The sequence below is a fragment of the Pseudomonas mosselii genome, assembly GCF_019823065.1.
GTDB lineage: Bacteria > Pseudomonadota > Gammaproteobacteria > Pseudomonadales > Pseudomonadaceae > Aquipseudomonas > Aquipseudomonas mosselii.
Genome location: NZ_CP081966.1, coordinates 2,717,286 through 2,743,952, shown reverse-complemented (window position 1 = coordinate 2,743,952; position 26,667 = coordinate 2,717,286). Strand labels below are relative to the sequence as shown.

General features: G+C 64.4%; 23 protein-coding genes and 1 pseudogene. 13 read left to right on the top strand and 11 right to left on the bottom strand.

From position 1 onward, the window contains the following. The first annotated feature begins 58 nt into the window (after window positions 1-58). Entirely contained in the window at window positions 59-1,363 is a 1,305-nt protein-coding gene (locus K5H97_RS12735) for an MFS transporter (protein ID WP_028689500.1), read from the top strand. 6 nt (window positions 1,364-1,369) lie between these two features. Here the strand turns inward: K5H97_RS12735 and K5H97_RS12730 are convergent, their stop codons facing one another. Then, window positions 1,370-2,065 carry a tRNA (adenine(22)-N(1))-methyltransferase gene (locus K5H97_RS12730; RefSeq protein ID WP_028689499.1) on the bottom strand — a complete coding sequence of 232 codons (696 nt, stop codon included), beginning with the start codon at window positions 2,063-2,065 and terminating at the stop codon, window positions 1,370-1,372. A gap of 169 nt (window positions 2,066-2,234) precedes the next feature. Here K5H97_RS12730 and K5H97_RS12725 point away from each other — a divergent pair, with 169 nt between their 5' ends. Continuing rightward, window positions 2,235-2,615, top strand: coding sequence for a RidA family protein (locus K5H97_RS12725; RefSeq protein WP_028689498.1), 381 nt, complete (start codon window positions 2,235-2,237; stop codon window positions 2,613-2,615). A 70-nt stretch (window positions 2,616-2,685) separates the two neighbouring features. On the opposite strand, the gene K5H97_RS12720 is transcribed toward K5H97_RS12725, so the two are convergent. Beyond that, window positions 2,686-3,525: an RHS repeat-associated core domain-containing protein gene (locus K5H97_RS12720; protein WP_081791537.1), complete on the bottom strand. Its 840-nt coding sequence runs from the start codon at window positions 3,523-3,525 to the stop codon at window positions 2,686-2,688. Between the two features lie 181 nt (window positions 3,526-3,706). Here K5H97_RS12720 and K5H97_RS12715 point away from each other — a divergent pair, with 181 nt between their 5' ends. Together K5H97_RS12715 and K5H97_RS12710 are read left to right on the top strand one after the other, a co-directional pair. Beyond that, window positions 3,707-5,707: a peptidase U32 family protein gene (locus K5H97_RS12715; protein WP_028689497.1), complete on the top strand. Its 2,001-nt coding sequence runs from the start codon at window positions 3,707-3,709 to the stop codon at window positions 5,705-5,707. Between the two features lie 83 nt (window positions 5,708-5,790). After that, complete coding sequence (locus tag K5H97_RS12710) at window positions 5,791-6,681, top strand: universal stress protein (protein WP_028689496.1); 891 nt, start codon at window positions 5,791-5,793, stop codon at window positions 6,679-6,681. Window positions 6,682-6,725: 44 nt separating this feature from the next. On the opposite strand, the gene K5H97_RS12705 is transcribed toward K5H97_RS12710, so the two are convergent. The 3 genes and pseudogenes from K5H97_RS12705 to ptrR all read right to left on the bottom strand — a co-directional run bounded on the left by K5H97_RS12705 (window position 6,726) and on the right by ptrR (window position 8,878). Further along, complete coding sequence (locus K5H97_RS12705; protein WP_028689495.1) at window positions 6,726-7,247, bottom strand: acyloxyacyl hydrolase; 522 nt, start codon at window positions 7,245-7,247, stop codon at window positions 6,726-6,728. Window positions 7,248-7,633: 386 nt separating this feature from the next. After that, a pseudogene (locus K5H97_RS29855) lies at window positions 7,634-7,960 on the bottom strand (carboxypeptidase regulatory-like domain-containing protein); the annotation flags it as partial. A gap of 42 nt (window positions 7,961-8,002) precedes the next feature. Beyond that, window positions 8,003-8,878 (bottom strand): putrescine utilization regulator PtrR, encoded by an 876-nt coding sequence (gene ptrR / locus K5H97_RS12695; protein WP_028689494.1) that lies wholly within the window; start codon window positions 8,876-8,878, stop codon window positions 8,003-8,005. Window positions 8,879-8,983: 105 nt separating this feature from the next. Here ptrR and K5H97_RS12690 point away from each other — a divergent pair, with 105 nt between their 5' ends. Next, window positions 8,984-10,369 carry an aldehyde dehydrogenase family protein gene (locus tag K5H97_RS12690; RefSeq protein ID WP_028689493.1) on the top strand — a complete coding sequence of 462 codons (1,386 nt, stop codon included), beginning with the start codon at window positions 8,984-8,986 and terminating at the stop codon, window positions 10,367-10,369. 69 nt (window positions 10,370-10,438) lie between these two features. Here the strand turns inward: K5H97_RS12690 and K5H97_RS12685 are convergent, their stop codons facing one another. Beyond that, window positions 10,439-11,335, bottom strand: coding sequence for a helix-turn-helix domain-containing protein (locus K5H97_RS12685; RefSeq protein ID WP_028689492.1), 897 nt, complete (start codon window positions 11,333-11,335; stop codon window positions 10,439-10,441). 163 nt (window positions 11,336-11,498) lie between these two features. On the opposite strand from K5H97_RS12685, the gene K5H97_RS12680 reads away from it, so the two are divergent. From K5H97_RS12680 to K5H97_RS12670, 3 genes are all read left to right on the top strand, one after another. Beyond that, window positions 11,499-12,857, top strand: a complete 1,359-nt coding sequence (locus tag K5H97_RS12680; RefSeq protein ID WP_028689491.1) for a glutamine synthetase family protein — start codon at window positions 11,499-11,501, stop codon at window positions 12,855-12,857. A 150-nt stretch (window positions 12,858-13,007) separates the two neighbouring features. After that, complete coding sequence (locus K5H97_RS12675; RefSeq protein WP_028689490.1) at window positions 13,008-14,096, top strand: polyamine ABC transporter substrate-binding protein; 1,089 nt, start codon at window positions 13,008-13,010, stop codon at window positions 14,094-14,096. A 13-nt stretch (window positions 14,097-14,109) separates the two neighbouring features. Then, window positions 14,110-15,405: an NAD(P)/FAD-dependent oxidoreductase gene (locus K5H97_RS12670; RefSeq protein ID WP_028689489.1), complete on the top strand. Its 1,296-nt coding sequence runs from the start codon at window positions 14,110-14,112 to the stop codon at window positions 15,403-15,405. A 10-nt stretch (window positions 15,406-15,415) separates the two neighbouring features. Here the strand turns inward: K5H97_RS12670 and K5H97_RS12665 are convergent, their stop codons facing one another. Together K5H97_RS12665 and K5H97_RS12660 are read right to left on the bottom strand one after the other, a co-directional pair. Next, on the bottom strand, window positions 15,416-15,721 hold the full coding sequence (locus tag K5H97_RS12665; protein ID WP_028689488.1) for a helix-turn-helix domain-containing protein: 306 nt from the start codon (window positions 15,719-15,721) through the stop codon (window positions 15,416-15,418). Continuing rightward, window positions 15,702-16,085 carry a type II toxin-antitoxin system RelE/ParE family toxin gene (locus K5H97_RS12660; protein WP_028689487.1) on the bottom strand — a complete coding sequence of 128 codons (384 nt, stop codon included), beginning with the start codon at window positions 16,083-16,085 and terminating at the stop codon, window positions 15,702-15,704. The genes K5H97_RS12665 and K5H97_RS12660 overlap by 20 nt, the downstream gene beginning before the upstream one ends. 179 nt (window positions 16,086-16,264) lie before the next feature. Here K5H97_RS12660 and K5H97_RS12655 point away from each other — a divergent pair, with 179 nt between their 5' ends. The 3 genes from K5H97_RS12655 (at window position 16,265) to K5H97_RS12645 (ending at window position 18,330) form a co-directional block, all read left to right on the top strand. Further along, window positions 16,265-16,942, top strand: a complete 678-nt coding sequence (locus K5H97_RS12655; protein ID WP_028689486.1) for a DUF3313 domain-containing protein — start codon at window positions 16,265-16,267, stop codon at window positions 16,940-16,942. 319 nt (window positions 16,943-17,261) lie between these two features. Continuing rightward, the gene (locus K5H97_RS12650; RefSeq protein WP_028689485.1) at window positions 17,262-17,855 is read left to right on the top strand and encodes a DUF1842 domain-containing protein; all 594 of its coding nucleotides are present in this window, start codon (window positions 17,262-17,264) and stop codon (window positions 17,853-17,855) included. 19 nt (window positions 17,856-17,874) lie between these two features. Then, complete coding sequence (locus K5H97_RS12645; RefSeq protein WP_063630100.1) at window positions 17,875-18,330, top strand: DUF1842 domain-containing protein; 456 nt, start codon at window positions 17,875-17,877, stop codon at window positions 18,328-18,330. Window positions 18,331-18,401: 71 nt separating this feature from the next. Here K5H97_RS12645 and K5H97_RS12640 read toward each other — a convergent pair whose 3' ends face one another. Beyond that, complete coding sequence (locus K5H97_RS12640) at window positions 18,402-19,709, bottom strand: serine/threonine transporter (protein WP_028689484.1); 1,308 nt, start codon at window positions 19,707-19,709, stop codon at window positions 18,402-18,404. A 117-nt stretch (window positions 19,710-19,826) separates the two neighbouring features. Further along, window positions 19,827-21,203 carry an L-serine ammonia-lyase gene (locus K5H97_RS12635; RefSeq protein WP_028689483.1) on the bottom strand — a complete coding sequence of 459 codons (1,377 nt, stop codon included), beginning with the start codon at window positions 21,201-21,203 and terminating at the stop codon, window positions 19,827-19,829. Window positions 21,204-21,349: 146 nt separating this feature from the next. Between K5H97_RS12635 and K5H97_RS12630 the strand changes: the two genes are divergently transcribed. Next, the gene (locus K5H97_RS12630) at window positions 21,350-22,294 is read left to right on the top strand and encodes a LysR substrate-binding domain-containing protein (RefSeq protein WP_028689482.1); all 945 of its coding nucleotides are present in this window, start codon (window positions 21,350-21,352) and stop codon (window positions 22,292-22,294) included. Between the two features lie 107 nt (window positions 22,295-22,401). Next, on the top strand, window positions 22,402-24,648 hold the full coding sequence (locus K5H97_RS12625) for a TonB-dependent receptor (RefSeq protein ID WP_028689481.1): 2,247 nt from the start codon (window positions 22,402-22,404) through the stop codon (window positions 24,646-24,648). 2 nt (window positions 24,649-24,650) lie between these two features. On the opposite strand, the gene K5H97_RS12620 is transcribed toward K5H97_RS12625, so the two are convergent. After that, window positions 24,651-26,360: a sulfatase-like hydrolase/transferase gene (locus K5H97_RS12620; protein WP_028689480.1), complete on the bottom strand. Its 1,710-nt coding sequence runs from the start codon at window positions 26,358-26,360 to the stop codon at window positions 24,651-24,653. Window positions 26,361-26,667: the final 307 nt, after the last annotated feature.

The window sequence follows — 26,667 nt, the reverse complement described above, 5'->3', positions numbered from 1 at the left end:
GCCCGCCCGCGACACCGCCGCATGATCTGCCGGGACAACAACAAGAACGTCCCGGACCATGAATACGATCGATACCTCCACGGCCACGCCCGTGCGCGCCTGCGACGCCACCCATGCCCGCATCACCTGGCGGCTGATGCCGCTGCTGCTGGTGTGCTACCTGTTCGCCCATCTGGATCGCATCAATATCGGCTTCGCCAAGATGCAGATGAGCGCCGACCTGGGCTTTTCCGACACGGTCTACGGCCTGGGCGCCGGCCTGTTCTTCATCGCCTACGCGCTGTTCGGCGTGCCCAGCAACCTGGCCCTGGAGCGAATCGGGCCGCGGCGCTGGATCGCCACCCTGATGGTGGTCTGGGGCCTGTTGTCCACCGGCATGATGTGGGTGCAGGACGCTGCCGGCTTCTATACCTTGCGGTTTCTGCTGGGGGTGGCCGAAGCGGGCTTTTTCCCTGGCATCCTCGTGGTGCTCAACCGCTGGTACCCTGCGCGGCGGCGCGCGCAAGTCACCGCGTTGTTCGCCATTGCCGTGCCCCTCGCCGGGGTGGTCGGGGGGCCGTTGTCCGGCGGTATCCTCCAGGCCTTTCACGACCAGGGCGGCCTGCGCGGCTGGCAATGGATGTTCCTGATCGAGGGCCTGCCGGTGGTGCTGCTCGGACTGGTGGTGCTCAAGTGCCTGCCGGACAGCTTCGAGCAGGTCGCTTGGCTCGATGCCGGGCAAAAGCGCGCATTACGCGAAGAAATGACCGGCGAGGAGCGGCACAAACCCATCAGTTCGCTGCGCGGCCTGTTCGGCAACGCGCAGGTCTGGTTACTGGTGACGGTGTATTTCGCGGTGATGTTGGCGGTCAACACCCTGGCCTTCTGGATGCCCAGCTTGATCCACGGCGCCGGCATCGGCAGCGACGGCCAGGTCGGCCTGCTCAGCGCCATCCCCTACCTGGCCGGGTGCCTGTTCATGCTCGGTTGCGGGCGCTCCTCGGACCGCCGGCGCGAACGCCGCTGGCACCTGTGCGCGCCGCTGCTGATGGCCGCCGCCGGTATCGCCCTGGCCGGCTCGGCACCGGGCAATGCCTTGCTGGTGATGACCGGGCTGGTGGTTGCCGGCATGGGCGCCAGCGCCGCCCTGCCGATGTTCTGGCAACTGCCGCCGGCGTTCCTGGCAGGTGGCGCCCAGGCCGCCGGTATCGCCATGATCAGCTCGTTCGGCAGCATCGCATCGTTCGCCGCGCCCTACCTGATCGGCTGGATGCGCGACAGCACCGCCAACCCGGGCCTGGCCCTGCAGGTACTGGCCGTGGCCATCGTGCTTGGGGGTGTGCTGGTGCTTAAGGTGCCAGCCAGCGTGGTCAACCCCAAGTAAGAGGCCTCAAGCCAGCAGGTCGCTGATCCAGCGTGCCTGGCGGGTCATCTCCCGCAGCTTGTCCTCGGGCACCGGTTGACGTGCCCGGGCGAAGTTGGCCAGGGTCTGTTGCTTCTGACGCAGCATACGCTGCCATTTGAACAGGAAGGCCGGGCTACGCGCCTGCATCAGCAGCGGACCAAAATACAGCTCCTCAGCCGTGTAGGTGACCGCGTCGGCACGTTCGGCGACGATGATCTCGTAGTCGAAACGGTTTTCCCGCAGCACTTCCTCACCGACGATCCGGTAGTCGTTGTCCATCAGCCACTGGCGCAACGCCGGCTCGCCGCCGTTGGGTTGCAGGACCAGGCGCTCGTGCCCGCCCAAGTGCTGTTTGCCGGCCTCGAGAATATCGCGAATGGTCTCGCCGCCCATGCCGCAGAGGGTGATCGCGGTGATGCCGTCACCCGGTTCGATGGCCGCAAGGCCGTTGGCATGACGCACGGTGATGCGATCCTCCAGGCCGTTCTCGCGCACGGTGCGTCGTGCAGCCTCGTAGGGCGTGAGCGCCACCTCGCCGGCCACCGCCGCGACAATCGCAGCGCGGCGCGCCAGCGCCACCGGCAGGTAGCCATGGTCCGAGCCGATATCGGCCAGGCGCGCCCCGGCCGGCACATGGGCGGCCACCCGTTCCAGACGCATGGACAATGTGTGTTCGTTCAACGCAAGCCTCTTCTGACAACCTGGGCCCGGCGCCAGTGGCCGGGGCGGGGCGCGATTCTGACCGCCCGCGGCACGCATTTCAAATACCCGCGACCGGCCGCCACGCCTCGACCAGCCCGACCCGCTCGCGTAGGCTTGGCGGTTTCCTTCCGTTGCAAGGCGAACCCCCATGGCAAACACCGACATTATCTACACCCCCGACCCGGACGCCGACTCGATCTCCTCGGACGTTGCCGAGTACAACGGCATCCTGGTCAGCACCCAGATCCCCGTGCAGGCCGACGGCAGCCTAGAGCTGGGCGATATCACCACCCAGTGCGAATGCACCCTGCAGGCGCTCAAGGTCGCCCTGGAGCGCGCCGGCAGCTCGATGGACCGGGTACTGCACCTGACCATCTACCTGACCGACATGGCCGACCGGGCGGCGTTCAACGAGGTGTACCAGCGGTTCTTCAAGAAGCCATGGCCGGTGCGCGCGGCGGTGGGCGTGGCTGCGCTGGCGTTCGAGGGGATGCGTGTGGAAGTGACGGCGATGGCGGCCAAGGGCTGATCGCCTCAAGTCGACTTTTCTTGCACTACGCCGCCTGCCAACTGCATCTGCCTGTCAGGCGGCGTGCCCCTCAAACCGAATTAGTAGTCAGGGTGCTCGTCCGACTAGCTCGTCTTCCTTGTGAGGCACCATCAGGTTGTCTTATAGACGCCCCTCTGGCGTTCAACTCCTGGACTTTCTCTGACCCCTTGCGAGCAAGTTCTTTATACTTCCCACTCAAGTCCCCAGCCATGGCATCGCTCATTTTGGAGGCACCAGCGGTCAGAAGATTGAGCACCGGTAGAACGATTTCCCCAACTGGATCAGATACGCCAGGGGCAGCTGGAATGATGTCGACAGCCTTGGCACTCATCTGAAGCTCGTTGTACGTACCGCCTGCCGCAACAGCAAATGCAACAGTACTGGTCACAGCGCCGAGTACAGCTTGTCCTACATCCCTTTTGGAAAGCGCCGGTAGATCCCTGGCCGCTGCTGGATCTAGCGTCAGTGCCTTTGCTCTGTCCACGTTGTAACTGAACATGTTCCAAAGGGTCAGCAAGTGCTCATGCAACTTCCCTGACGCATACCCGCCAGCCGTGTACAACGCCACGTTCAACGTCGCGACACGCCCCGTTGGATCGTTCCGGTTAACAGGGTCACCCATGCAGTACGCGTAGACATTCAAGCCCCCCACCGCAAACGGACTCAATCGATCGGGCGAGTTAAACCGCATCAGCAAAGGATTAAAGGTCCGATGCCCATTGCCCAGGTGGTAATGGCCTGTCAGTGAATCACGGGCCTGGCCGCAATAGGCCAAAACTGCTCCACGCTTATCAGAAACCGCCCCATACGGCGTGTAAGCCCTAGGCAGGCTGGAGCTCCCCAACACTGATCGCTGCTGGTCGATCACAGCCAAACGGTTGGAAGTCATCGCATAACCTTTCGCAGAAAGATTTTGGGCCCAACGCTATCACCACCGCGCCGCACGCATCACTGACAAAAATGCCAGGCCCACTACCACCGTTTGGGCAAGTTCATCAGTTATGGATGCCCCCGCCCCGATTCACCGTTACAATGCCCGCCTTACCGTGACAGCCCGAACCTATAACGACATGTCCCTTCCAAAGCACCACCTGGAACTGCTCAGCCCTGCCCGTGACGTGAGCATCGCCCGCGAAGCGATCCTGCACGGCGCCGACGCCATCTACATCGGCGGCCCGAGCTTCGGCGCGCGCCACAACGCCTGCAACGAGGTCAGTGATATCGCCGAACTGGTGGAGTTCGCCCGGCGCTACCATGCCCGCGTATTTACCACCATCAACACCATCCTCCACGACAACGAGCTGGAGCCTGCGCGCAAGCTGATCCATCAGCTGTACGACGCCGGTGTCGATGCGCTGATCGTGCAGGACCTGGGGGTGATGGAGCTGGATATCCCGCCGATCGAGCTGCACGCCAGCACCCAGACCGACATCCGCACCCTGGAGCGGGCCAAGTTCCTCGACCAGGCCGGTTTCTCCCAGCTGGTGCTGGCCCGCGAGCTGAACCTGCAGCAGATCCGCGCCATCGCCGCCGAGACAGACGCGGCCATCGAGTTCTTCATCCACGGCGCGCTGTGCGTGGCCTTCTCCGGCCAGTGCAACATCTCCCACGCCCAGACCGGTCGCAGCGCCAACCGTGGCGACTGCTCCCAGGCCTGCCGCCTGCCGTATACCCTCAAGGACGACCAGGGCCGCGTGGTGGCCTTCGAGAAGCACCTGCTGTCGATGAAGGACAACAACCAGACCGCCAACCTGCGCGACCTGGTCGATGCCGGCGTGCGCTCGTTCAAGATCGAGGGCCGCTACAAGGACGTGGCCTACGTGAAGAACATCACCGCCCACTACCGCAAGGAGCTCGACGCCATCCTCGAGGACCGCCCCGAGCTGGCCCGCGCCTCGAGTGGGCGTACCGAACACTTCTTCGTGCCGGACCCGGACAAGACCTTCCACCGCGGCAGCACCGACTACTTCGTCAGTGATCGCAAGATCGACATCGGCGCCTTCGACTCGCCGACCTTCACCGGCCTGCCGGTCGGCGTGGTGGAGAAAGTCGGCAAACGCGACCTGCTGGTGGCCACCGATGTGCCGCTGACAAACGGCGACGGCCTCAATGTGCTGGTCAAGCGTGAAGTCGTGGGCTTTCGCGCCAACATCGCCGAACTCAAGAGCGAATCCGAGGAAGACGGCCAGAAGCGCTACCGCTACCGTGTCGAGCCCAACGAGATGCCCGAGGGCCTGTACAAGCTACGCCCCAACCACCCGCTGTCGCGCAACCTCGACCACAACTGGCAGCAGGCGCTGCAGCGCACCTCCGCCGAGCGTCGGGTGGGTGTCGAGTGGCATGCGGTACTGCGCGAACAGCGCCTGATGCTCACCCTCAGCAGTGAAGAGGGTGTCAGTGTGCAAGTGGCCCTGGACGGGCCGTTCGGTGCAGCCAACAAGCCACAGCAGGCCCTGGACCAACTGCACGACCTGCTCGGCCAGCTGGGGACCACGATGTACCACGCCACGGCCATCGAGCTCGATGCCCCGCAGGCTTACTTCATCCCCAACTCGCAGCTCAAGGCCCTGCGCCGCGAAGCCATCGAGGCGCTGACCGAAGCCCGGGTCAAGGCGCACCCGCGTGGCGGACGCAAGGCCGAGACCACGCCACCGCCGGTGTATCCGGAGTCGCACCTGTCGTTCCTGGCCAACGTCTACAACCAGAAGGCCCGCGACTTCTACCACCGCCACGGCGTGCAGCTGATCGACGCGGCCTACGAGGCCCATGAAGAGCACGGCGAAGTGCCGGTGATGATCACCAAGCACTGCCTGCGCTTCTCCTTCAACCTGTGCCCCAAGCAGGCCAAGGGCGTGACCGGCGTACGCACCAAGGTGGCGCCGATGCAGCTGATCCAGGGTGACGAGGTGCTGACCCTGAAGTTCGACTGCAAACCCTGCGAGATGCATGTGATCGGCAAGATGAAGAGCCACATCATCGACCTGCCGACCCCGGGCAGCGCAGTGGCCCAGGTGGTTGGGCACATCAGCCCGGAAGACCTGCTCAAGACCATCCCACGCGCGCCGCACTGAAAGACGACCCGCCGTCGCTCCACGGGATTTCATCGGCGGCGGGTCTAGACTGAACAGGGGGCTGCCACACGTGGAGGTGTGAGATGAGCCAGTTCAAGCGATTGTTGGTCATGCTCGGCCCGCAGATGCGCCATACGCCTGCCCTGCAGCGCGCCGCGGCGCTGGCCGAATCCAGCGGGGCCCTGCTGGATCTCAACGTCTTCGTCGACGATGTCGACACCTTCGGCCTGATGAGCGACGGCCGCGAACGCGAACGCTTGCTCGAGGACAACCGCCAGTGGCTGGCTGACGAGGCCGAGCAACTGCGCAATGCCGGCCTGGATGTCTCCACCGAACTGCTGTTGACCCGCGACCCGTTGGGCAGCCTGCTGGAGCAGGTCGAGCGCCTGGGCTGCGACCTGCTGGTCAAGGACGTGCAGCATGAACCCATCCTCAAGCGCCTGCTGGTGACACCGCTGGACTGGCAACTGCTCAAGGACAGCCCGGTGGCGGTGCACCTGGTCAGCGATATCCGCTTGCCCCTGCCCCGACAGATCGCCGCGGCGGTCGACCTCAACAGCCATGGCACGGGCGAACACCTGGACGACCAGGTGATCCGTAGCGCCCACGCCCTGGCCCTGCAGTGCGACGCCGAGCTGCACCTGTTGCACGTATGCGATGCGGCCAGGACCCATATCGCCGATTTCGGCGCCGGGACCGTGACCATGCCAGGTTTCGACACCAGCGTGCGCACGGCCCAGCGCACGGCGTTCAACCGCCTGGGCGACCACTACCAGATCGACCTGGAGCGCCGCCACTTCCTCGAAGGACCGGCGGTCAAGGCGATCACCCAGTACATCGCCGACCACCGGGTGGATGTGATCGTCATGGGCAACCATCGGCACGATGCCTTGCAGGCATTTCTCGGCGGCACCACGGCGCATGTGCTGGAGCACCCGCTGTGCAATGTGCTGGCGATCAAGGCCGTGCGTTAACGACTAAAGCCCGCTCCCTCGCGGCAGGAGCGGGCTTGCCCGGTTCAGAAGGCTTTGCTGTAGAACAGCGAGTACGACTCGATCCCATCGTTAGGCTGCTTCAACCCGGCGTTGGAATAATGCATGGCGCGAATGCCGATCTTCTGCTCCGCCGGCAGCTTCAGGCCGAAACCGATCCGGTCCTCGAAGTTCACCGACGACCCCAGGCGCTGGTCCCCCACGTCGGTCTTGGAGAATGCCGCCAGACCGATACCGGCCTCGATGAACGGGGTATAGGTAAAGCCACTGAATTCATAGACGAACACCGGGCTGAACGACAGCGAGTGGGCGCCGCTGGCCTCCCCGCCTTCCCAGTAGGTGTAGGCCGCGTCCCAGTAACCGGTCAGGTGACCAGTGCTGCTTTCCAGCCATTTCTTATCCCAGTCGAACGACAACCCGATACGGTAGGTCATGTCACCCTGGCTAGTGGCGCCCACGGCACCGGATACTTGGGCGGCCTGGGCCAGATTGGCGCCAGCGCATGCCAATACGGCGACAACCAACGCTGTGGCGAGACGGGTCTTCATTAAATGACTTCTCCTGATGGTCTTCACGGGCAGGCCCGCGATATTGCGCGTACCTGCGGGCAAGTGGGGGCTGCGCCCCTCGTTGTGCACCGGCGACCCGGTACATCCAACCGGGTTACAAGTGGTAATACTTCTTCGATTATTGTCCGAATGAACAGAAAGTGGAAAGTAATTTGCCACTATTGGCTAAGGACACTGCGTTCCATTCAAGGGTTCATTCGTATTTTGCCTCTTCTTGTTCGCCGCGAAGCCTCCTGCGCCTATCAGATCGAGCGCCGCCCGCGCGGCGCTCGATCTGATAGGCGGTGCAAGCCTGACGGCGGATACGTGGTAGCCCTCACTCGGTCAATCGCCTAGCGCCCAAAACACCTTGAAAGGGCTAGCTTTCAGCGCCAGTTCAGATCAACCCGCGCCGGCGCCTTGCCGTCCACCGTCACCTGCTGCTGCACGGTCCGGCCATCGGCATTGCCGATCACCCGGTAGTGCCCCGCAGGCAACTGTACGAAGATCAGCGGCCCCACGTCCTGTAGCGCCAGCACCGATTGCCCCTGGGCCGACTGGATATCCAGCGCAGCACCGCTCTGGAACTTGCCGTCCGCTCCCGTCGAGAGGGTGATATGCAGGTCATAGCCGGGCGTGCGGCGCAGGGCATTGGCCTCGTCCTGGCCAATACCGCCTTGTAGGTAGCGGATGCCGTTCTGCTTCTGGGGTTGCTTCCGAGGCAGGGATTCGCATCGCCGCGCACCGTTAGTCCATCAGGGCGCGGGCAGCTCACGACGCTCTTCGAGCAGCTTGATGAACATGCTCAAACTGCGCGACACCGTGCCCCGCCGCCACACCAGCCAGGTCTTCAGGTAGCGGAAGTCCTCGGCCATCGGCCAGGCGCTAACCGTGCTGCACCCCGGCATGCTGTCAAGCATGCTGCGCGGCATCATCGCCAGACCCGCGCCGGCACTGACGCAGGCGAGCATGCCGTGGTACGACTCCATTTCGTGGATCTTGCCCGGCACCGCCTGGTCGTGGACGAACCAGCTCTCGAAATGGTGGCGGTACGAGCAGTTGGCGCGGAACGCGTAGATGCTCGACCCGTTGACATCACGGGCGCGGCTGACCGGCGGGTGGTTCAGCGGCGCGATGACCATCATCTCTTCCTCGAACACCGGCATGCCCTCGAGCGTCGGGTGCAGCACCGGGCCATCGACGAAGGCCGCCACCAGGCGTCCGGACAGCACGCCTTCGAGCATGGTCCCCGACGGGCCGGTGGACAGGTCCAGGTCGACCTTGGGGTAGCGCTGGTTGTACGCCGCCAGCAAGGCCGGGATGCGCACCGCCGCGGTGCTCTCCAGCGAACCCAGGGCGAAGGTGCCCTGGGGATCCTCGCCCGCCACGGTCAACCGCGCCTCGTGCACCAGGTCGAGGATGCGCCGGGTGTATTCAAGGAAGTTCCAGCCGGCCGGCGACAGGCGCAGGCGGCTTTTCTCGCGAATGAACAGCTCGACGCCCAGGTCTTCCTCCAACTGCTTGATGCGGGTGGTCAGGTTCGACGGTACCCGATGGATCTGCTGGGCGGCGGCGCTGATGCTGCCGTGCTCGGCCACGGCCTTGAACATCTCGAGTTGCACCAGGTCCACGATCATTCTCCAAACGTGAATGTTTCGCTCATTATTATTCAGTTTTCATTAAAGCGCGCCACCCCTAGTCTGGGCTCATCCGATCAAAACAACGAGAGTCCTGCCATGAGCGAGATCAGCAGCCTGACCCACGCCATCTCCGTCGACCCCTATAGCGGCGAACGGATCGGCCACTACGCCTTCGACACCGACGCCGCACTTGACGCGGCGCTGCAACGCGCCAAGGCCGGCTACAACCAGTGGCGCAACGTGTCGCTGGGTCAGCGCAGCGAGTACCTGGTCGAGCTCGGGCGGGCCCTGCAGGCCAACGCCGAAGTCTTCGCCCAGATGATCGCCCGCGAGATCGGCAAGCCGATCAGCCAGGCACGTGGCGAAGTCAGCAAATGTGTCGGCCTGTGCCAGTGGTACGCCGAGCACGGTCCGGCCATGCTGGCGCCGGAGCCGACCCAGATCGAAAAAGCCCGCATCGAATACCGCCCGCTGGGCCCGATCCTCGCCGTGATGCCATGGAACTTCCCGGTCTGGCAGGTGCTGCGCGGCGCGGTACCGGCGCTGCTGGCGGGCAATACCTATGTGCTCAAACACGCGCCCAACGTAATGGGCAGCGCCTACCTGCTGGCCGACCTGTTCAAGCGCGCCGGCCTGCCTGAAGGCGTATTCGAGGTGATCAATGTCACCCCCGAAGGCGTCACCCGCGCCATCAACGACCCGCGCATCGCCGCTATCACCCTCACCGGTAGCGTGCGCGCCGGCATGGCCATTGGCGCGCAGGCCGGTGCGGCGCTTAAGAAGTGCGTGCTGGAGCTGGGCGGCTCCGATCCGTTCATCGTACTGGCCGATGCCGACCTCGATGCTGCCGTGAAGGCCGCCGTGATTGGCCGCTACCAGAACACCGGCCAGGTCTGCGCCGCCGCCAAGCGCCTGATCGTCGAAGAAAGCATTGTCGAGGCGTTCACCCACAAGTTCGTCGAGGCCACCCGTGCGCTGACCATCGGCAATCCGCTGGACGACGCCACCTACATCGGCCCGATGGCACGCTACGACTTGCGCGATGAACTCGATGGCCAGGTCCAGGCAACCCTTGCCGAAGGCGCCACCCTGCTGCTGGGGGGCAAGAAGGTCGAAGGCGCGGCCAACTTCTACGAGCCGACCGTGTTCGCCAACGTCACTCCGGACATGACCGCGTTCAAACAGGAACTGTTCGGCCCGGTGGCGGCGATCATCAGCGCTCGTGACGCCGAGCACGCGGTGGCGCTGGCCAACGACAGCGAGTTCGGCCTGGCCGCGACCATCTACACCGCCGACTACGCCTTGGCCGAGCGCATGACCGCTACGCTGGACACCGGCGGCGTGTTCATCAACGGCTACTGCGCATCCGACCCCCGTGTGGCGTTCGGTGGCGTGAAGAAAAGTGGCTTTGGCCGCGAGCTGTCGCACTTCGGCGTGCGCGAGTTCACCAATGCCCAGACGGTGTGGCTGGATCGCAACTGATCTGGCGGCTTGCCCCCGCTGCCGAGCGGGGGCAAGAAACTTCGAAACCGCGAGCGCGCTGCCGGCCGGTCAACCCCTGCCGCGCCGAAGCGTCTCACTGGGCAGTTCGTGAAACAGCTGCCGGTAGCTTTCGGAAAACCGCCCCAGGTGCCAGAACGACCAACGCATCGCCACCTCGGCAACGGTCGCGTCCCCCACCAGCAGGTCACGCCGCGCGCCGTTCAGACGACGCAGGCGCAACCACTGCGCCGGTGGCAGGTTGGTGAAACCCTTGAAGGCTTGCTGCAACTGACGCACGGAAACACCGGCAACCTTGGCCAACTGCAGCAGATTGAGGGTTTCGTCGGGGCAGTCGGCGGCCCACTCGCTGACCCGACGCATGATCGCCCGTTCCTCGTCGCGCCGCCCCAACGCATCCCCCTGCAGATGCTGCCCGGCGTTGTCGAGGATGAACAGGCAGTCCTCCAGCAACTGCTCGCCCAACGCCCCGCCTTCCAGCGGGCAATCGGCCTGGCCCAAGCGGGTCAGCGTGGCGCTCAGCCAGTTGCCGAACAAAGCATTTTGCTGGCAGCTCAGTGGCACCATGAACAAGCCGCGCAGGCGTTCCAGGTCGAGGCCATGGCTGGCCAAAAACGGCTGCTCGAACACCACCGCCACCTCCTGGTAGTTCTCCGGGGTGATCCAGATATTGCGGCTGTCTTCGTTGAGTAGATAGAGGCTGTTTTCGCTGCGGTCGAAGCAGAACGCCAGGGCGCCGCTGGGCGCGCGAAAGAACTGCTCGACCCGGGTATTCAGGCGCTCCTCGTACACCTCCACGCCATCGAGGCCAAGCCAGCGCAACTGACCGTTGAAATGCCCGGGGGACATCTGCCGGTATTGCTGCTGCCAGCCAGGGGTGGCGCGGGTCTGTTCGGTCACATCGGTGGTGCGGTAATCCTGGACCTGCAAGGCGGTTGGCGTTGTCACGCGCTGTCCTAGATGCACTCTTTTGGTGCATTGCTTGTCGAAAAAAGTGGATAGATCGCCGCGTAGGCTGCGACCAAGATAGTCCTCAGCGTCACCTGTGGGAAGTGCCCTGCGGCGATGAACGCCTTGCGTCCCACCACAACTACCCAACCAAGAGGTTTGTATGAACGCCCCCTTCGATCAGCTGTCCACCTGGCTGAAAGAACACCGGATCACCGAAGTCGAATGCGTGATCAGCGACCTGACCGGCATCGCCCGCGGCAAGATCGCCCCGACCGCCAAGTTCCTCCACGAGCGCGGCATGCGCCTGCCGGAGAGCGTGCTGCTGCAGACCGTCACCGGCGACTACGTCGACGACGACATCTATTACAGCCTGCTCGACGCCGCCGACATCGACATGGTCTGCCGCCCCGATCCCACGGCGGTGTACCAGATCCCGTGGGCCATCGAACCGACCGCGATCGTCATCCACGACACCTTCGACAAGCAGGGAAACCCCATCGAGCTGTCGCCGCGCAACGTGCTGAAGAAGGTCCTCAAGCTGTATGCCGACAAGGGCTGGCAACCGATCGTCGCGCCGGAGATGGAGTTCTACCTGACCCAGCGCTGCGAAGACCCGGACTTGCCTTTGCAGGTGCCGCTGGGCCGCTCGGGTCGCGCCGAGAGTGGCCGCCAGTCATTCTCCATCGATGCCGCCAACGAATTCGACCCGTTGTTCGAGGACGTCTACGACTGGTGCGAAATCCAGGGCCTGGACCTGGACACGCTGATCCACGAGGACGGCCCGGCGCAAATGGAGATCAACTTCCGACACGGCGACGCCCTGGACCTGGCCGACCAGATCACCGTGTTCAAACGCACGATGCGCGAGGCGGCGCTCAAGCACAACGTCACCGCCACCTTCATGGCCAAGCCGATCACCGACGAGCCGGGCAGCGCCATGCACCTGCACCAGAGCGTGGTCGACATCGCCACCGGCAAGCCGATCTTCGCCAATGACGACGGCAGCATGAGCGAGCTGTTCCTGCACCATATCGGCGGCCTGCAAAAATACATTCCCAAGCTGCTGCCGATGTTCGCGCCGAACGTCAACTCGTTCCGTCGTTTCCTGCCCGACACCTCGGCGCCGGTGAACGTCGAGTGGGGCGAGGAAAACCGCACCGCCGGGCTGCGCGTGCCGACCTCCAGCCCCGAAGCGATGCGCGTGGAGAACCGCCTGCCGGGCGCCGACGCCAACCCCTACCTGGCCATCGCCGCGAGCCTGTTGTGCGGCTATATCGGCATGGTCGAAAAACTCGAGCCCAGCGCCCCGGTGCAGGGCCGCGCCTACGAGCGACGCAATCTGCGCCTGCCGATCACCATCGAAGATGCGCTGCAGCACATGGAAGACTGCGAAAAGGTCCAGCAGTACCTGGGGCAGCAGTTCGTCCAGGGCTATGTTGCGGTCAAGCGTGCCGAGCATGAGAACTTCAAGCGCGTCATCAGCTCGTGGGAGCGGGAGTTCCTGCTGCTCAGCGTGTGATCCGCCTTGGGGGTACCGTGCCCCCCTTCACTGACAAGCCCGCTCCCACACCAGCAACACCATTGCTGTGGGAACCGGCTTGCCGGTGATGGGCTGCAAACCAGCCCCTACACCACCGAATTCGAAGAACAAGACCAACGAGGTGTCGACATGCGTTATCCGCAAGCTTTGATCCCCGCAACCTTCGCCCTGCTGTTCGGCGCCGCCGTCCAGGCCCAGCCGACGGTGAGCGTGTACAACTGGACCGACTACATCGGTGACACCACCCTGGCCGACTTCCAGGCCAGCAGCGGGATCAAGGTGGTCTATGACGTGTTCGATTCCAACGAAACCCTGGAGGGCAAGCTGCTGGCCGGGCGCACCGGCTACGACGTGGTCGTGCCCTCCAACCATTTCCTTGCGCGCCAGGCCCAGGCCGGCGCGTTCCTGCCGCTGGATCGCAGCAAGCTGCCGAACTGGCAGCACCTGGACCCGCAGCTGCTCAAGCAGCTGGAGCAGAACGACCCGGGCAACCAGTACGCCGTACCGTACCTCTGGGGCACCAATGGCATCGGCTATAACGTCGACAAGGTCAAGGCGGTGCTGGGCATCGACAAGATCGATTCCTGGGCGGTGCTGTTCGAAGCCGAGAACCTGAAAAAGCTCAAGCAGTGCGGCGTGGCGTTCATGGACTCGCCGGACGAACTGTTCCCGGCCATCCTCAACTACCTGGGCATGAACCCGCGCAGCGAGAAGGCCGACGACTACCGCAAGGCCGAGGCCCGCCTGCTGGAGCTGCGCCCCTATATCACCTACTTCCACTCCTCCAAGTACGTCTCGGACCTGGCCAATGGTGATGTCTGCATCGCCTTCGGCTATTCCGGCGACGTGCTGCAGGCCGCCCACCGCGCCGAGGAGGCTGGCAATGGTGTCAAGGTCGCCTACAGCATTCCCAAGGAAGGCAGCAACCTGTGGTTCGACCTGCTGGCCATCCCCAAGGACGCCAAGAACCCCGAGCAGGCCCTGGCCTTCATCAACTACCTGCTCGACCCCAAGGTGATCGCCAAGGTCAGCGCCACGGTCGGCTATGCCAACGCCAACCCGGATGCCAAGGCCGACATGGACCCGGCGCTGGTGAACAACCCCGAGATCTATCCGCCCCAGGACGTGCTGGACAACCTGTATGTTTCGACCATGCAGAGCCCCGCGATCCTGCGGCAGATGACCCGCTCCTGGAGCAAGATCAAGTCCAATCGCTGAGCCGAGCCCACCCATGCCACAGATGAACGAACACACCGCCTCCTATTACGCCGCCTCGGCGCGCCAGACGGCCACCTACCCGGCGCTCGACCAGGACCTGCAGGCCGATGTCTGCGTGGTCGGCGGTGGCCTGACTGGGGTCAACGCCGCCCTGGAACTGGCCGAGCGCGGCCTCTCGGTGATCCTGCTGGAAGCGCGCCGCATCGGCTGGGGCGCCAGCGGGCGCAACGGCGGCCAACTGATCCGCGGCATCGGCCATGACGTCTCCGGTTTCGCCCGCCACGTCGGCCAGGACGGCGTGCGCTACCTCCAGCAGGCCGGCATCGATTCGGTGGCCCTGGTGGCCAATCGCATCGAGCAGTACGGTATCGAATGCGACCTGCGCTGGGGCTTCTGCGAGCTGGCCAACACCCCCGCCCAGTTCGCCGCCTTCGAAGACGAGCAGCGCGACCTGGCCGAACTGGGTTATCGCCACGAAACCCGCCTGGTCAACCCCGATCGCATGCACGAGATCGTCGCCAGCGACCTGTACGCCGGCGGCCTGGTGGACATGGGCTCGGGCCACCTGCACCCGCTCGACCTGGTCCAGGGCGAGGCCCGCGCCGCCCTCGGCCTTGGCGTACGAATCTTCGAGCAAAGCCCGGTGCTGCGCATCGAGCATGGCCGAACGGTGACGCTGCACACTGCCCGGGGCAAGGTGCGCGCCCAGAGCCTGATCCTGGGTTGCAACGCCCATCTCGACGAACTGGAACCGCGCCTGTGCGGCAAGGTGCTGCCGGCCGGCAGCTACGTGGTGGCCACCGAGCCCTTGCCCGAGGCCCTGGCGCGTACGCTGATCCCAAGGAACATGGCGCTGTGCGACCAGAAGGTGGGGCTGGACTATTACCGGCTGACTGCCGATCGCCGCCTGCTGTTTGGCGGCGCCTGTCACTACTCCGGGCGCGACCCCAAGGACATCGGCGCCTACATGCGGCCCAAGGTGCTCAAGGTGTTCCCGCAACTGGCCGAGGTGCGCCTGGACTACCAGTGGGGCGGCATGATCGGCATCACCGCCAACCGTTTCCCCCAGGTCGGCCGCCTCGGCCAGCACCCCAACGTGTTCTATGCCCAGGGCTATTCCGGGCATGGCCTGAACGTCACCCACTGGACCGCGAAGCTGCTCGCCGAGGCCATCGCCACCGAGCACAGCCAGGGGTTCGACGTGTTCAGCGCGGTGCCGCACCTGACCTTCCCCGGCGGCAAGGCACTGCGCTCGCCTCTGCTGGCGCTGGGCATGCTGTGGTACCGGTTGCGCGAGGCGCTGGGCTGACAACCCTGCTTCAGAGGATGGCCTGCAGCCCCTTGTCGGCAATGATGTTCAGTAGCTTCAAGGCGGGCCCTGCCGGGCGTGTTTCGCCCTGCTCCCACTTGCGTACCGTCGATGCGCTGGTGTGCAGGTGGAGGGCGAACACCGGTTGGCTGAAGTTCAGCGCTTCGCGCAGGTGGCGGATGTCCTGGGCGCTGAATGCCCGCACCGGGGCCGGACAGATCGCCTCGAAGTCGCGCAACGTGACCTTGCCGACGGCACCTGCCTGCTCGAGGTCCGAGAGGTCGACGCGTAGTGATTCAATGAGCTTGCTGGTCACAGTGGACCTCCATCAATACGCCACAACCCAATGCCTTGGCCAGGGCGTGGGGTGACAATTTCAGAAAGACCCTGCCGGCGAACTGAAGCGCTTTCTGCTCGGCCGGCGTGACATTGGCCATGTCGCTCTTGGCGAACCCATGAAGGAACACGTAGCGACTGCCGATGCGAGCCGACAGCAGTGTTCGGTAGCCTCCCCGCTTGCCGCTGCACAGGCCCGCAACACGTTTCTTGAACAGCAAGCAACCAAGGCTCGCGTCAACCAGCCCACTCTGCATTTCCAGGACAGCGCGGCAGCGCAGGTGGTCTGGTACGCACTCCTTGAGTTGCCAGCGGGCAAACTCCCTTCGCTTGTAGACATCCATGGCCGGCACTCCTAAACATACCCGTAAAGGGCATACTTTTCCAGCTTCAAAGACCAATGGATAGTCGGCGCACTCAGACAGCGCCGTAGGAAACGGCAACCGTCAACACCTGACCGCTGGCCTTCGGCCAACCACCTGCTAGCGTTGTTCTGGCCACTTCCCTCATGGACCTCGTCATCATGAAGCACCTGCCTCGCACCACCCTGCTGTGCGCTGCTCTGCTGGCCTTGGTTGCCTGCTCCAGCAACCGTGTCGATCCCAAGGACTATTCCGGTTTCCTGAAGGACTACAGTCGCCTGAAGCCCGCCGAGAGCGTCTCCGGCGCGCCAGTGATGCGCTGGATCGACCCGGACGTGAAGGCCAGCCAGTACACCCAGGTGTTCATCGAGCCGAGCCAGTTCTATCCCAAGCCACAGCCGACCAATGTGATCTCGGCGCAGACCCTGCAGGCGATCACCCGCTACTTCAACGAAGCCATGCGCCGCGAACTGGGCAGCGTGCTCACCCTGGTCAAGGAGCCTGGCCCGAACACCATCGTGGTGCGCCCGGCGATCACCGCGGTATCCACCAGCACCGAAGGCCTCAAGCCCTACGAGGTGATCCCGATCGCCCTGGTGGCCGCGGCGGTCAACACCGCCGCCGGCGGTCGCGACCAGGCCGTGGACATCGCCGTGGAGGCCGCTTTCCTCGATGGCGGCAGCCAGAACGTGCTGGCCCAGGTGGTGCGCAAGGGCAGCGGCAAGGCGCTGGAGAACGACAGCACGCAACTGACCCTGAACGACGTCAAGCCGGTGCTTGATGGCTGGGCCAGCGACATGCGCCGCAGCTTCGTGGCGTTGCAGCAGAAGTCGAAGTGAGGCGGTCCGCCCTGTAGAGCTCATCGCGGGACAAGCCGGTTCTCACGGGGCGGGAGCCGGCTTGCAGACCTTGATGTCACCACTCGTCGGACATAATGCAAAAAGGCCATCACGGCATCTTTTGCCTGCTTAACTCAAGCGGGCTGCCAGGCAGGCGGCACCGCACTTCAGGGATGGCTGCACAAGCCGGCTGCCAACAGCCGCTCGCACCGGGCACGCCAGTACATCCGCCCGTCTACCTGCCTCTCCCCTTTTCCTCCGCCCGCCTGCGCAAGCGTTGGTTACGGTATTTCATTCATTGAATGCAACGGAGGCAATCATGTCTGTATCGCTGACCGCACCGTCGGAAGGCCTGTTCCCGGTGTCCTACCTCATTGGAACCAATGCTCCTGGCGCCCCGCGCCTGCAGCTCGACCTGTTGGTCTACACGCCAGATCGCAGCGTCAACGGCCACGCGCTGATCACCCAGACCACCAACCCACCGCTGGAGCTGGCGCTGGATGCCTGGGGCACCTACAGCTACCTCACCGTGCAACCGCCCAGCGAAGGCAAGATCCTGCTGACGGTGCGTGGCAACCAGGGCGGCCCGCACGCCAATTCGCCGGAGCAGTTCGAACTGCGCGCATTGCTCGACCTGGACTGGCAGAAAGGCACGGCCAGCTACCGTTACTACAACGGCCAGCGTTGGATCGAAGTGGACAACGTACCCGTCGTGCTTGAACTCAAACGCATCCAGACACTGGCGAACGTCGACCTCACGACCGAACTGCACAACGCCACCCTGGAGGCAGTGATCGCCACCGGTGACGTCGCGCAACTCAAGCAACTGGCCAGCGGCGCCGTGGGCAAAGCCCTGGACCAAGCCCTCGCCTCGACCAAGAGCCCGGCCACCAAAGCCGCCAAGAAAGCCTGAGCAGACAAGGAGAATCAGCATGTCCTTCGGACTTTTTCATACCCGCCTGAATGTCAGCAACGGGCTGCTCGGCGCCCCTATCCTGACCCTCGACCTGCTGGTGAATACCGTGCAGAAGAAGGTCACCGGCAGGGCCTCCATCATCCAGACCACGCACCCGGTCCAGGTGTTCCAGGCCAAAGTGTGGGGCGGCTACAGCGAGCTGCCGTTCGCGCCCGCTGGTAGCCCGTCGATCGTCCTGCACCTGGATGGCAGCCCAAGCGGCCCGCTCAGCCAGATCGCCCAGACCTTCCATCTGCAGGGCCTGCTTGACCAGGGCTGGAACGCCGGCACCGCCAGCTACCGTTACTTCATCAACGGCCACTGGGTCGACCAGCATGGTCGCGTGCGCAAGGCGCCGGACATCACCCACCAGGACCAGCCGCAACCCGCGGAGCGCCTGAAGGCTGCGATCAAGCACCTGGAAAGCGTCTGACCTGAATGATCACGGGGCCAGGCCCAACACTCACAGGATACGTGAGTGCGGGCTGGCCCCGCGATCATCGGTCAGGCCATGAAGCTGTAGACGATCGCCGACAGCGTGATCAGCCCGATCACGACCACGAACACATTCGACAGCTTGCCCGAGTGCTGGCGCAACGCCGGTACCTTCTGCACCGCATACATCGGCATCAGGAACAGCAAGCAGGCGATCACCGGCCCACCCAGGCTCTCGATCAGCCCGAGGATGCTCGGGTTCAGGGTCGCCACCGCCCAGCAGGTCAGCAGCATGAACAACGCCGTGACGCGCTCCAGACGCTTGGCCGGCCAGGTCTTGCCGCGTCCGCGCAGGCTCTTGACGATCATGCCCTGGAAGCCCTCGCTGGCGCCGATGTAGTGGCCTAGGAACGACTTGGTGATCGCCACCAGCGCGATCAGCGGCGCGACGAAGGCAATCACCGGGGTCTGGAAGTGGTTGGCCAGGTACGACAGGATCGAAATGTTCTGCGCCTTGGCCGCGGCCAGGTCGCCCGGGCTCAGCGCCAGCACGCAGCTGAAGCAGAAGAACATCACCGTCAGCACCATCATCACGTGAGCGGTGGCCAGGGTGCGGCCGCTCTTGCGGTCGGCGTCAACACCATAACGGTGCTTCTGGTCGACGGCGAACGCCGAGATGATCGGCGAGTGGTTGAACGAGAACACCATCACCGGGATCGCCAGCCACAGGGTCAGCAGTAGCTTGGAGGCGCTGATGCCTTCGTTGGCCTGGGCGAAGAATGCGCCGTTCCAGTTGGGAATCAGGCTCAGGGCCAGCAACAGCAACGAGGCGACGAAGGGATACACCAGCAGGCTCATGGCCTTGACGATGATCTGCTGACCGCAGCGCACCACGATCATCAGCCCGCAGATCAGCAGCAAGGCCAGCAGCGCCCGTGGCGGCGCGCCGATGTGCAGCTGGTGTTCGAAGAAGCTGGTCAGGGTGTTGGTCAGCGCCACGCTGTAGACCAGCAGGATCGGGAAGATCGCGAAGAAGTACAGCAAGGTGATGAGCTTGCCGGCACCGACGCCGAAGTGCTCCTCCACCACCTCGGTGATGTCCTCGTTGCCGCCCTTGCGCCCGGACAGCACGAAGCGGGTCAGCGCCCGGTGGGCGAAGAAGGTCATGGGGAACGCCAGCAGCGCCAGGATCAGCAGCGGCCAGAAACCGCCGACCCCGGCATTGATCGGCAGGAACAGGGTGCCGGCGCCGATCGCCGTGCCATACAGGCCCAGGGCCCAGGTGGTGTCGTGGCGGTTCCAGGTGGTCGAGCCGCTGGTCGAAGCCAGGGCAGCCGAATCCGCACGAACGCTCGCGGTGCTTTGTACATCAGTCATTGGGTATCGCCTTGTAGTTGTTTTTGTCGCAGGTACAGCGGGTGTTGCAGGTTCAATCAGGATTGTGGGAACAGCCCACTCTCACGAAGCCGTCCCGCCCAGGAAAGCGCTTGTGTGTCAGCACTCGACGAACGCGACGGCCAGGCCGCCGCGGGAGGTTTCCTTGTAGTTGGCGTGCATGTCCGCGCCAGTGTCACGCATGGTGCGAATCACCCGATCGAGGGAGATGAAATGCTCGCCGTCACCGCGCAGGGCCATCTGCACGGCGTTGATTGCCTTCACCGCGGCGATCGCGTTGCGCTCGATGCAGGGGATCTGTACCAGCCCGCCAACCGGGTCGCAGGTCAGTCCGAGGTTGTGTTCAAGGGCGATCTCGGCGGCGTTCTCCAACTGCGGCGGCGTGGCACCAAGTACCTCGGCCAGGCCTGCGGCGGCCATCGAACAGGCCGAGCCCACCTCGCCCTGGCAGCCCACTTCGGCACCGGAAATCGAGGCGTTCTTCTTGCACAGGATGCCCACCGCGGCGGCGGCCAGGAGGAACGCCACCACGTCGTCGTCACAGGCGCCGGGATTGAACTTCATGTAGTAGTGCAACACCGCCGGAATGATCCCAGCCGCGCCGTTGGTGGGCGCGGTGACCATGCGCCCGCCGGCGGCGTTCTCTTCGTTGACCGCCAGGGCGAACAGGTTGACCCACTCCATGGCGCTGAGGGTCGAACCGATCACGTTGGGCTTGCCGACCTCCTGCAAGCTGCGGTGCAGGCGCGCCGCCCGGCGCTTGACCTTCAGCCCGCCCGGGAGGATGCCTTCGTTGCGCAGACCGTTGTCGACGCACTCGCCCATGGCCGCCCAGATCTTCAGCAGGCCTTCGCGCACCTCGCTTTGCGGACGCCAGGCGCATTCGTTGGCCAGCATCAACTGGCTGACACTCAGGTTGTGGGCCTTGCACAGGGCCAGCAACTCGGCGCCGCTGGAGAATTCGTAAGGCAAGGCGACCTGGCTGGCTCCGTCCTGCGGGGCGTCGATCTCGCTTGCCTCGACAATGAAGCCGCCACCCACGGAAAAGTAGGTCTGGCTGAACTGGCTGCCCTGCCCGTCGAAGCTCTCCAGGGTCATCGCGTTGGGGTGATAGGCCAGGCTCTCGTCGAGCAGGCGCATGTCACGGCTGTACTGGAACTCGATCGGCTGGCTGCCATCGAGCATCAGGCACTGCTCCTGCATCAGTTGGTCGATGCGTGGCTCGATACTGTGCGGGTCGATGCGGTCCGGCCACTGGCCCATCAACCCCAGCAGGCAGGCACGGTCCGTGGCGTGACCAACACCGGTGGCCGACAGCGAGCCGTAGAGACGCACCTCGACCCGCCGCACCTGGACCAGCAGGCCGCGCTCACGCAAGGCCTGGGCGAAGGTCGCCGCCGCGCGCATGGGGCCGACGGTGTGGGAGCTGGATGGGCCGATGCCAATCTTGAAAAGGTCGAAAACACTGATAGCCATGCTAATGCCTGGCCGTGACAACCGTTTACGATGTGCCACGGCTCTCTGGAAAATTTGAGCGGTATTGCCAAGTTGCGCGATACTGCCGCGCTCAGGCCAGCTTGACCAACGAAACTTCCTACATAAGCCTTTAGCAGGACTAAACAATGAAAGGCCCGCTCAACGGCCAGGTGTTCGTCTGGCTGCACGTGTTCTCCTGTGCGGCGCGGCACCTGTCGTTCACCCGCTGCGCCGAGGAGCTGCACATCACCCCCGGCGCGGTCAGCCAGCAGATGCGCCAGCTCGAGGAGCGCCTGGGCTTTCGCCTGTTCCTGCGCCGCGCCCGCGGCGTCGAGCTGTCGGCCGAAGGCCAGCGCCTGGCGCAGACCGTGGCCGAGGCCTACGGCAGCATCGAGGCCGAGCTGCTGCGCCTGGATGCCGGCGAAATCCGCGGCACCCTGCGCCTGCGCTCGATCCCGTCGTTCCTGGCCAAGTGGCTGACACCGCGCCTGCCGCGCTTCCAGCAGCGCTACCCGGATATCGAACTGCGCCTGGTGGCCGAGGACAGCAACCAGGCGTTGCACCCGGAAGACTTCGACCTGGCCATCGACCTCAACGACGGCAGCTACCCGGGCATGCTCTCCACCCCGCTGCTGGACGAGCAGATCTTTCCGGTCTGCTCGCCTGCCCTGCTGCGCGGCCGCCCGCCCCTGCACGGGCCGGCGGACCTGGCTCACTACCCGCTGCTGCACGACATCACCGCCTGGCGTGGCAGCTCGGAGTACGCCGAATGGGAGTTCTACCTTGACGGTATCGGCGCTGGCGGGCTGGATGTGCGTCGTGGGCACACCTTCAACCGCAACCACCTGACCATCGAAGCGGCCATTGCCGGTGTCGGCGTGGCCATCGCCCGACGCACCCTGCTCAACGACGAGCTGGAGCGCGGCGCGCTGATCGTGCCGTTCGGGGTGCCGATCGCCAACCACAAGCGCTATGTACTGCTGTATCCGCCGGGCGGGCTGAGCCAGCCTGGCGCGCGGGCGGTGCATGACTGGTTGGTGGAAGAAGCGTTGGGATTCCGCGCCCTGCATCCCTTGGCACTCCCGGGGTAATCGTCGACACGCGACAAATGCCAATGATTTTCATTGAGGTTTTTCCCTTCTGATTCGGAATCCCTAGTGAATGCCTTCACTCACTTGCGAATCGAAAGGACTCCAGCATGTCGCAACAGCGTGTCAGCCCGGTGCAGCAGCCGGCTGTGCCCCACTTCGACCTCAATCGCACCTTCACCGCCGTGCACATGGCCTTGCTCCTCGGCTTGGGCGGCGTGTCCATGGGCGTGACCGCGGCGCAGACCGTGGAGCAGGCCGAGGCAGTGGAAAAGACCCGACAGGGCCAGACCAATGGCAGCCTGGAGCTGACCGAGACCCGGGTCGAGGGCAACCTCGACGCCCCGAGCGCATTGCCCCCCGCCTATGCCGGCGGCCAGGTGGCCTCGGGCGGACGGGTCGGCCTGTTGGGCAACAAGGACTTCATGGAGACGCCGTTCAGCACCATCAGCTACACCGACCAATACATCCAGGACACCCAGGCGCAGACCATCACCGACGTGATTGCCGCGACCGATCCCGCCGTGTTCAGCAACGGCCTGAAGGGTACCTACAGCGAGAACTACTCGATCCGTGGCTTCAACTCCAACATCAGCGATGTGAGCATCGGCGGCCTGTACGGCATGGCGCCCTACTACCGGATCTCGCCGGAGATGTACGAGCGCATCGAAGTGCTCAAAGGGCCCTCCGCCCTGCTCAACGGCATGCCGCCGGGCGGCTCGGTGGCCGGCAGCATCAACCTGGTGCCCAAGCGCGCGGGTGCCGAATCTTTGACGCGGATCACCACCACCTACATGTCCGACGCACAGTTCGGCGGTCACCTCGACGTCGGCCGCCGCTTCGGTGAGCAGCAGCAGTTCGGCGTGCGCTTCAACAGCGTCTATCGCGACGGTGATACAGCAACCGACCATCAGCGGATGAAGGCCGAGCTCAATGCCCTGGGCCTCGACTGGCGCGGCGAGCGGGCGCGCCTGTCCGCCGACCTGTACGAAAGCGAGGACCGGGTCAGGGGCCAGAACCGCGGCATCGGCCTGGCCGCGGGCGTGCCGGTGCCCAGGCCGCCTAAGTCCGAGACCCTGCTCAACCCGAACTGGGGCTTCGTCCAGACCCGCGACAAGGGCGTGATCGTGCGCGGCGAATATGACCTCAACGACAACCTCACGGCCTATGCCGCGGCCGGCACCAGCAAGACCGACTATGCCTACAGCGGCACCATGCTCGCCGAAGTGTTCAACACCGCCGGGGATATGGAGACGAACATGGGCCAGTTGAAGATCGACCTGAAGAAGACCTCGGGAGAAGCCGGCGTGCGCGGCCATTTCGACACCTTCGGCGTGGGCCATCAGTGGTCGCTCAACGCCACGCACTACTCCGACAAGCAACGCGACTATGGCCGGCGCAACGTCCCGGGGGCCGAGTGGATCAACAATATCTACCACCCGGTCTGGGGACCGGAGGCCGCCAGGAGCTACCCGGCCATCGCCCATACCGAGTCGCGCCTGAGCAGCTACGGAGTGGCCGACACCCTGTCGTTCCTCGACGAACGCCTGCAGCTGACCCTGGGCGTGCGCCGCCAGCAGGTGCTGAGCGACAGTTTCAACGTCAGCACCGGCGCGCACACCACACGCTACAACGAAAGCGCCACGACGCCAGCGGCGGCAGTGCTGGTCAAGGTCGCTGACGAAGTGTCGCTGTATGCCAACTACATCGAAGGCCTGAGCAAGGGTGCCATCGCCCCGATTACCGCGCCCAACGCAGGCCAGGTGTTCGCCCCCTACAAGTCCAAGCAGAGGGAAGTCGGCATCAAGCTCGACCTCGGCGACTTCGCCCACACCCTGAGCCTTTACCAGATCGAACGCCCCAGCAGCTTCACTGACCCGGTGACCAAAGTGTTCTCCTTCGGTGGCGAACAACGTAATCGCGGCCTCGAATGGAGCTTCTTCGGTACCCCGCTGACCGATGTCCGCCTGATGGGCGGCGTGGCTCGCCTGGACCCCAAGGTGACCAAGGCCGAGAATCCCGCCGAGGAAGGCAAGACCGCCACCGGCCAGCCGAAACTGCAGGGCAAGCTGGGTGTGGAATGGGACACCCCGCTGCTCGATGGTCTGACCCTGACCGCCAATGCCACCGCCGTATCGAAGCAGTACATCAGCGACGATAACAGCCAGTCGATCCCCGGCTACACGATATATGACGTCGGTGCCCGCTACCGGTTGCAGGTGGCCGACCATCCTGTGACCTTCCGTGGCACGGTGGAGAACGTGACCAACAAGGCCTACTGGGGCATGCCGCTGCTCACCAGCCTGGGGCTGGGGGCGCCACGCACGGTGCAGGTCTCCGCCAGCATCGACTTCTGATCCTAGTCAGCCTTGCCCACCGGCATCGGCTGCCCCGCCAGGACACTGGCGGGCGTGACCACCTGCCCGAGGTCGATATGGCGAAAGTCCGGCTTGGCCCCCAACCGCGCATTGAAGCGCACGTTGAAGGTAAACGGGTCATCCGTCGGCATGTCCAGCGAACGGCCGTAGAGCGCGCTCACGGCCGTGCCGTCATAGCCCATCAGCTTGAGCAGCGTGGGGAACAGGTTGTAATGGCTGGAGGCGTTGCGGTTGGCCGGCAGGTGAGCCTGCCAGTCCAGCGTGCGCAGGCCCTCGCCCTGGATCACCACCAACGGCACCAGGCCTTCTTCGGGTACCGGATCGCTGTCGCAATGGGTGTTCAGGCCGGGGTTGCCGCGCTCATGCAAATCCTGGCCGTGATCTGAGGTATAGAGCACCACGGCCTGGCTGAGGTCGCCCTCGGCGAACAGCCGGCGGAAGAACTCGCCGACATTCCACAACACGGTGTTCTGGTAGGCATTGCGGTACAGCACCCAGTCCTGGGCCCGGCCATCGAAGCCATCGCGGGTGCCGGTGTCGGCGATATCGACGTAGCGCCCCCGTGGCAAGGCCGGCTGATACTTGAGGAAGTCGTCCGGGTACTTGTCGTGCACCGGGAAGTGGGCGCCGACCTTGTTCACCACGATCAGCTGCGGCTTGCCGTCCTTGAGCAGCGCCACCAGCCGCTCCAGCGCCGCCATGTCGCGTTGCACCACGGGGGTGTCGTCAAACTGGATGAACTGGTCGATATCGCGCTTCTCGGTCTCGGTCATCAGGTTCTGCAGGTTGCCGCCCGTGCGCTGGCCATCGATGTACACCGTTCCCAGGCCCGCGCGTTTGGCGTACTGCCAGATCGACGGCTGGGTCGAGTTGATGCGCAGGTAATCACCGCGGGTGCCACCGTAGCGCAGGGTGACGTTGGTGTCGGCGCTGCAGTTGGCGATGGACGCGGCATAGCCGAAGTTGACGATGGAAACGCCCGGCTGGGCCTGGGCCAGGTGGCTGGTGACCCCGGCCGGAGTGTTCAGGTCCAGGTAGTTACCCGAGATGCTCTCGTCGATCAGCAGCACGATATCCCGCGCCATCGCCGGCCCCGACTGGGCCAGACTCACTGGCTGGCGCGGCCCGACATGGTCGTGCAGGGTCTCGTAGCCGAACAGGCTCAGGTAGGCCAGCGGCGTGTACATCACCGGCAGACCCCGTGCGCCCTCGCCGGCGCGCACGAACAGGATGGCGATCAGTACCAGCAGGCCCAGCACCGGCGCCACGGGTGGCAACAACCTTGGCAACCACGGGGTCGGCCCCGGACGCAAGCCAAGGCCAAACAGCAGCAACAGCGCTCGCGCCGCGGCCAGGGTAATTGCGTAGTGGTATTGCTGCAGGGCCTCCTGGACGAAAGCGCCGGCATAGACCATGGACACGAATGCGCTATAGGTCAGATAGGCGTCGGTGATGCGGTTATAAGCGTCGAGAAAGATCGCGCTGATTGTAAACGCCAGCGCCAGCGCCCAGCGCAACCAGCCGGGGCGGGTGAACGCCGTCAGCAGCAGGGCCAGCGCCAACAGCGCGAACACCCCCAGGTACAGCACAAGGGGCAGGCCAATACCCAGCGCTTCTATGCGTTCGCGGTAATAGGCATGAAAGCTGGCCAGATAGACGAGCAACAGCAAGAGCTTGATCCATCCGCGCATGTTTCGGCCACTCCAGTCATGGAAATCTTCTCAAACCGTAGCAGCTGTGAAACAAACCACAACGCAAAAAAGTCAAAATTCCGACGACATACCGACACCGGAATCTGGCACCTAACGCAAGTTGCTGTTGATTCTCTCTATCGCCTGAAACCCGCTTATTCCGCTACATTGAACCGTTCATCGGTTCATCGAACGGCCAATTGCCACTAGCTATGCGCGCTAACACACGGATTGGCAACGGGTTGGTGGCAGATCGCCCGTTTCACCAGGGTCTGTAAATTCGACGAAACATGCCATTGCTTTGACG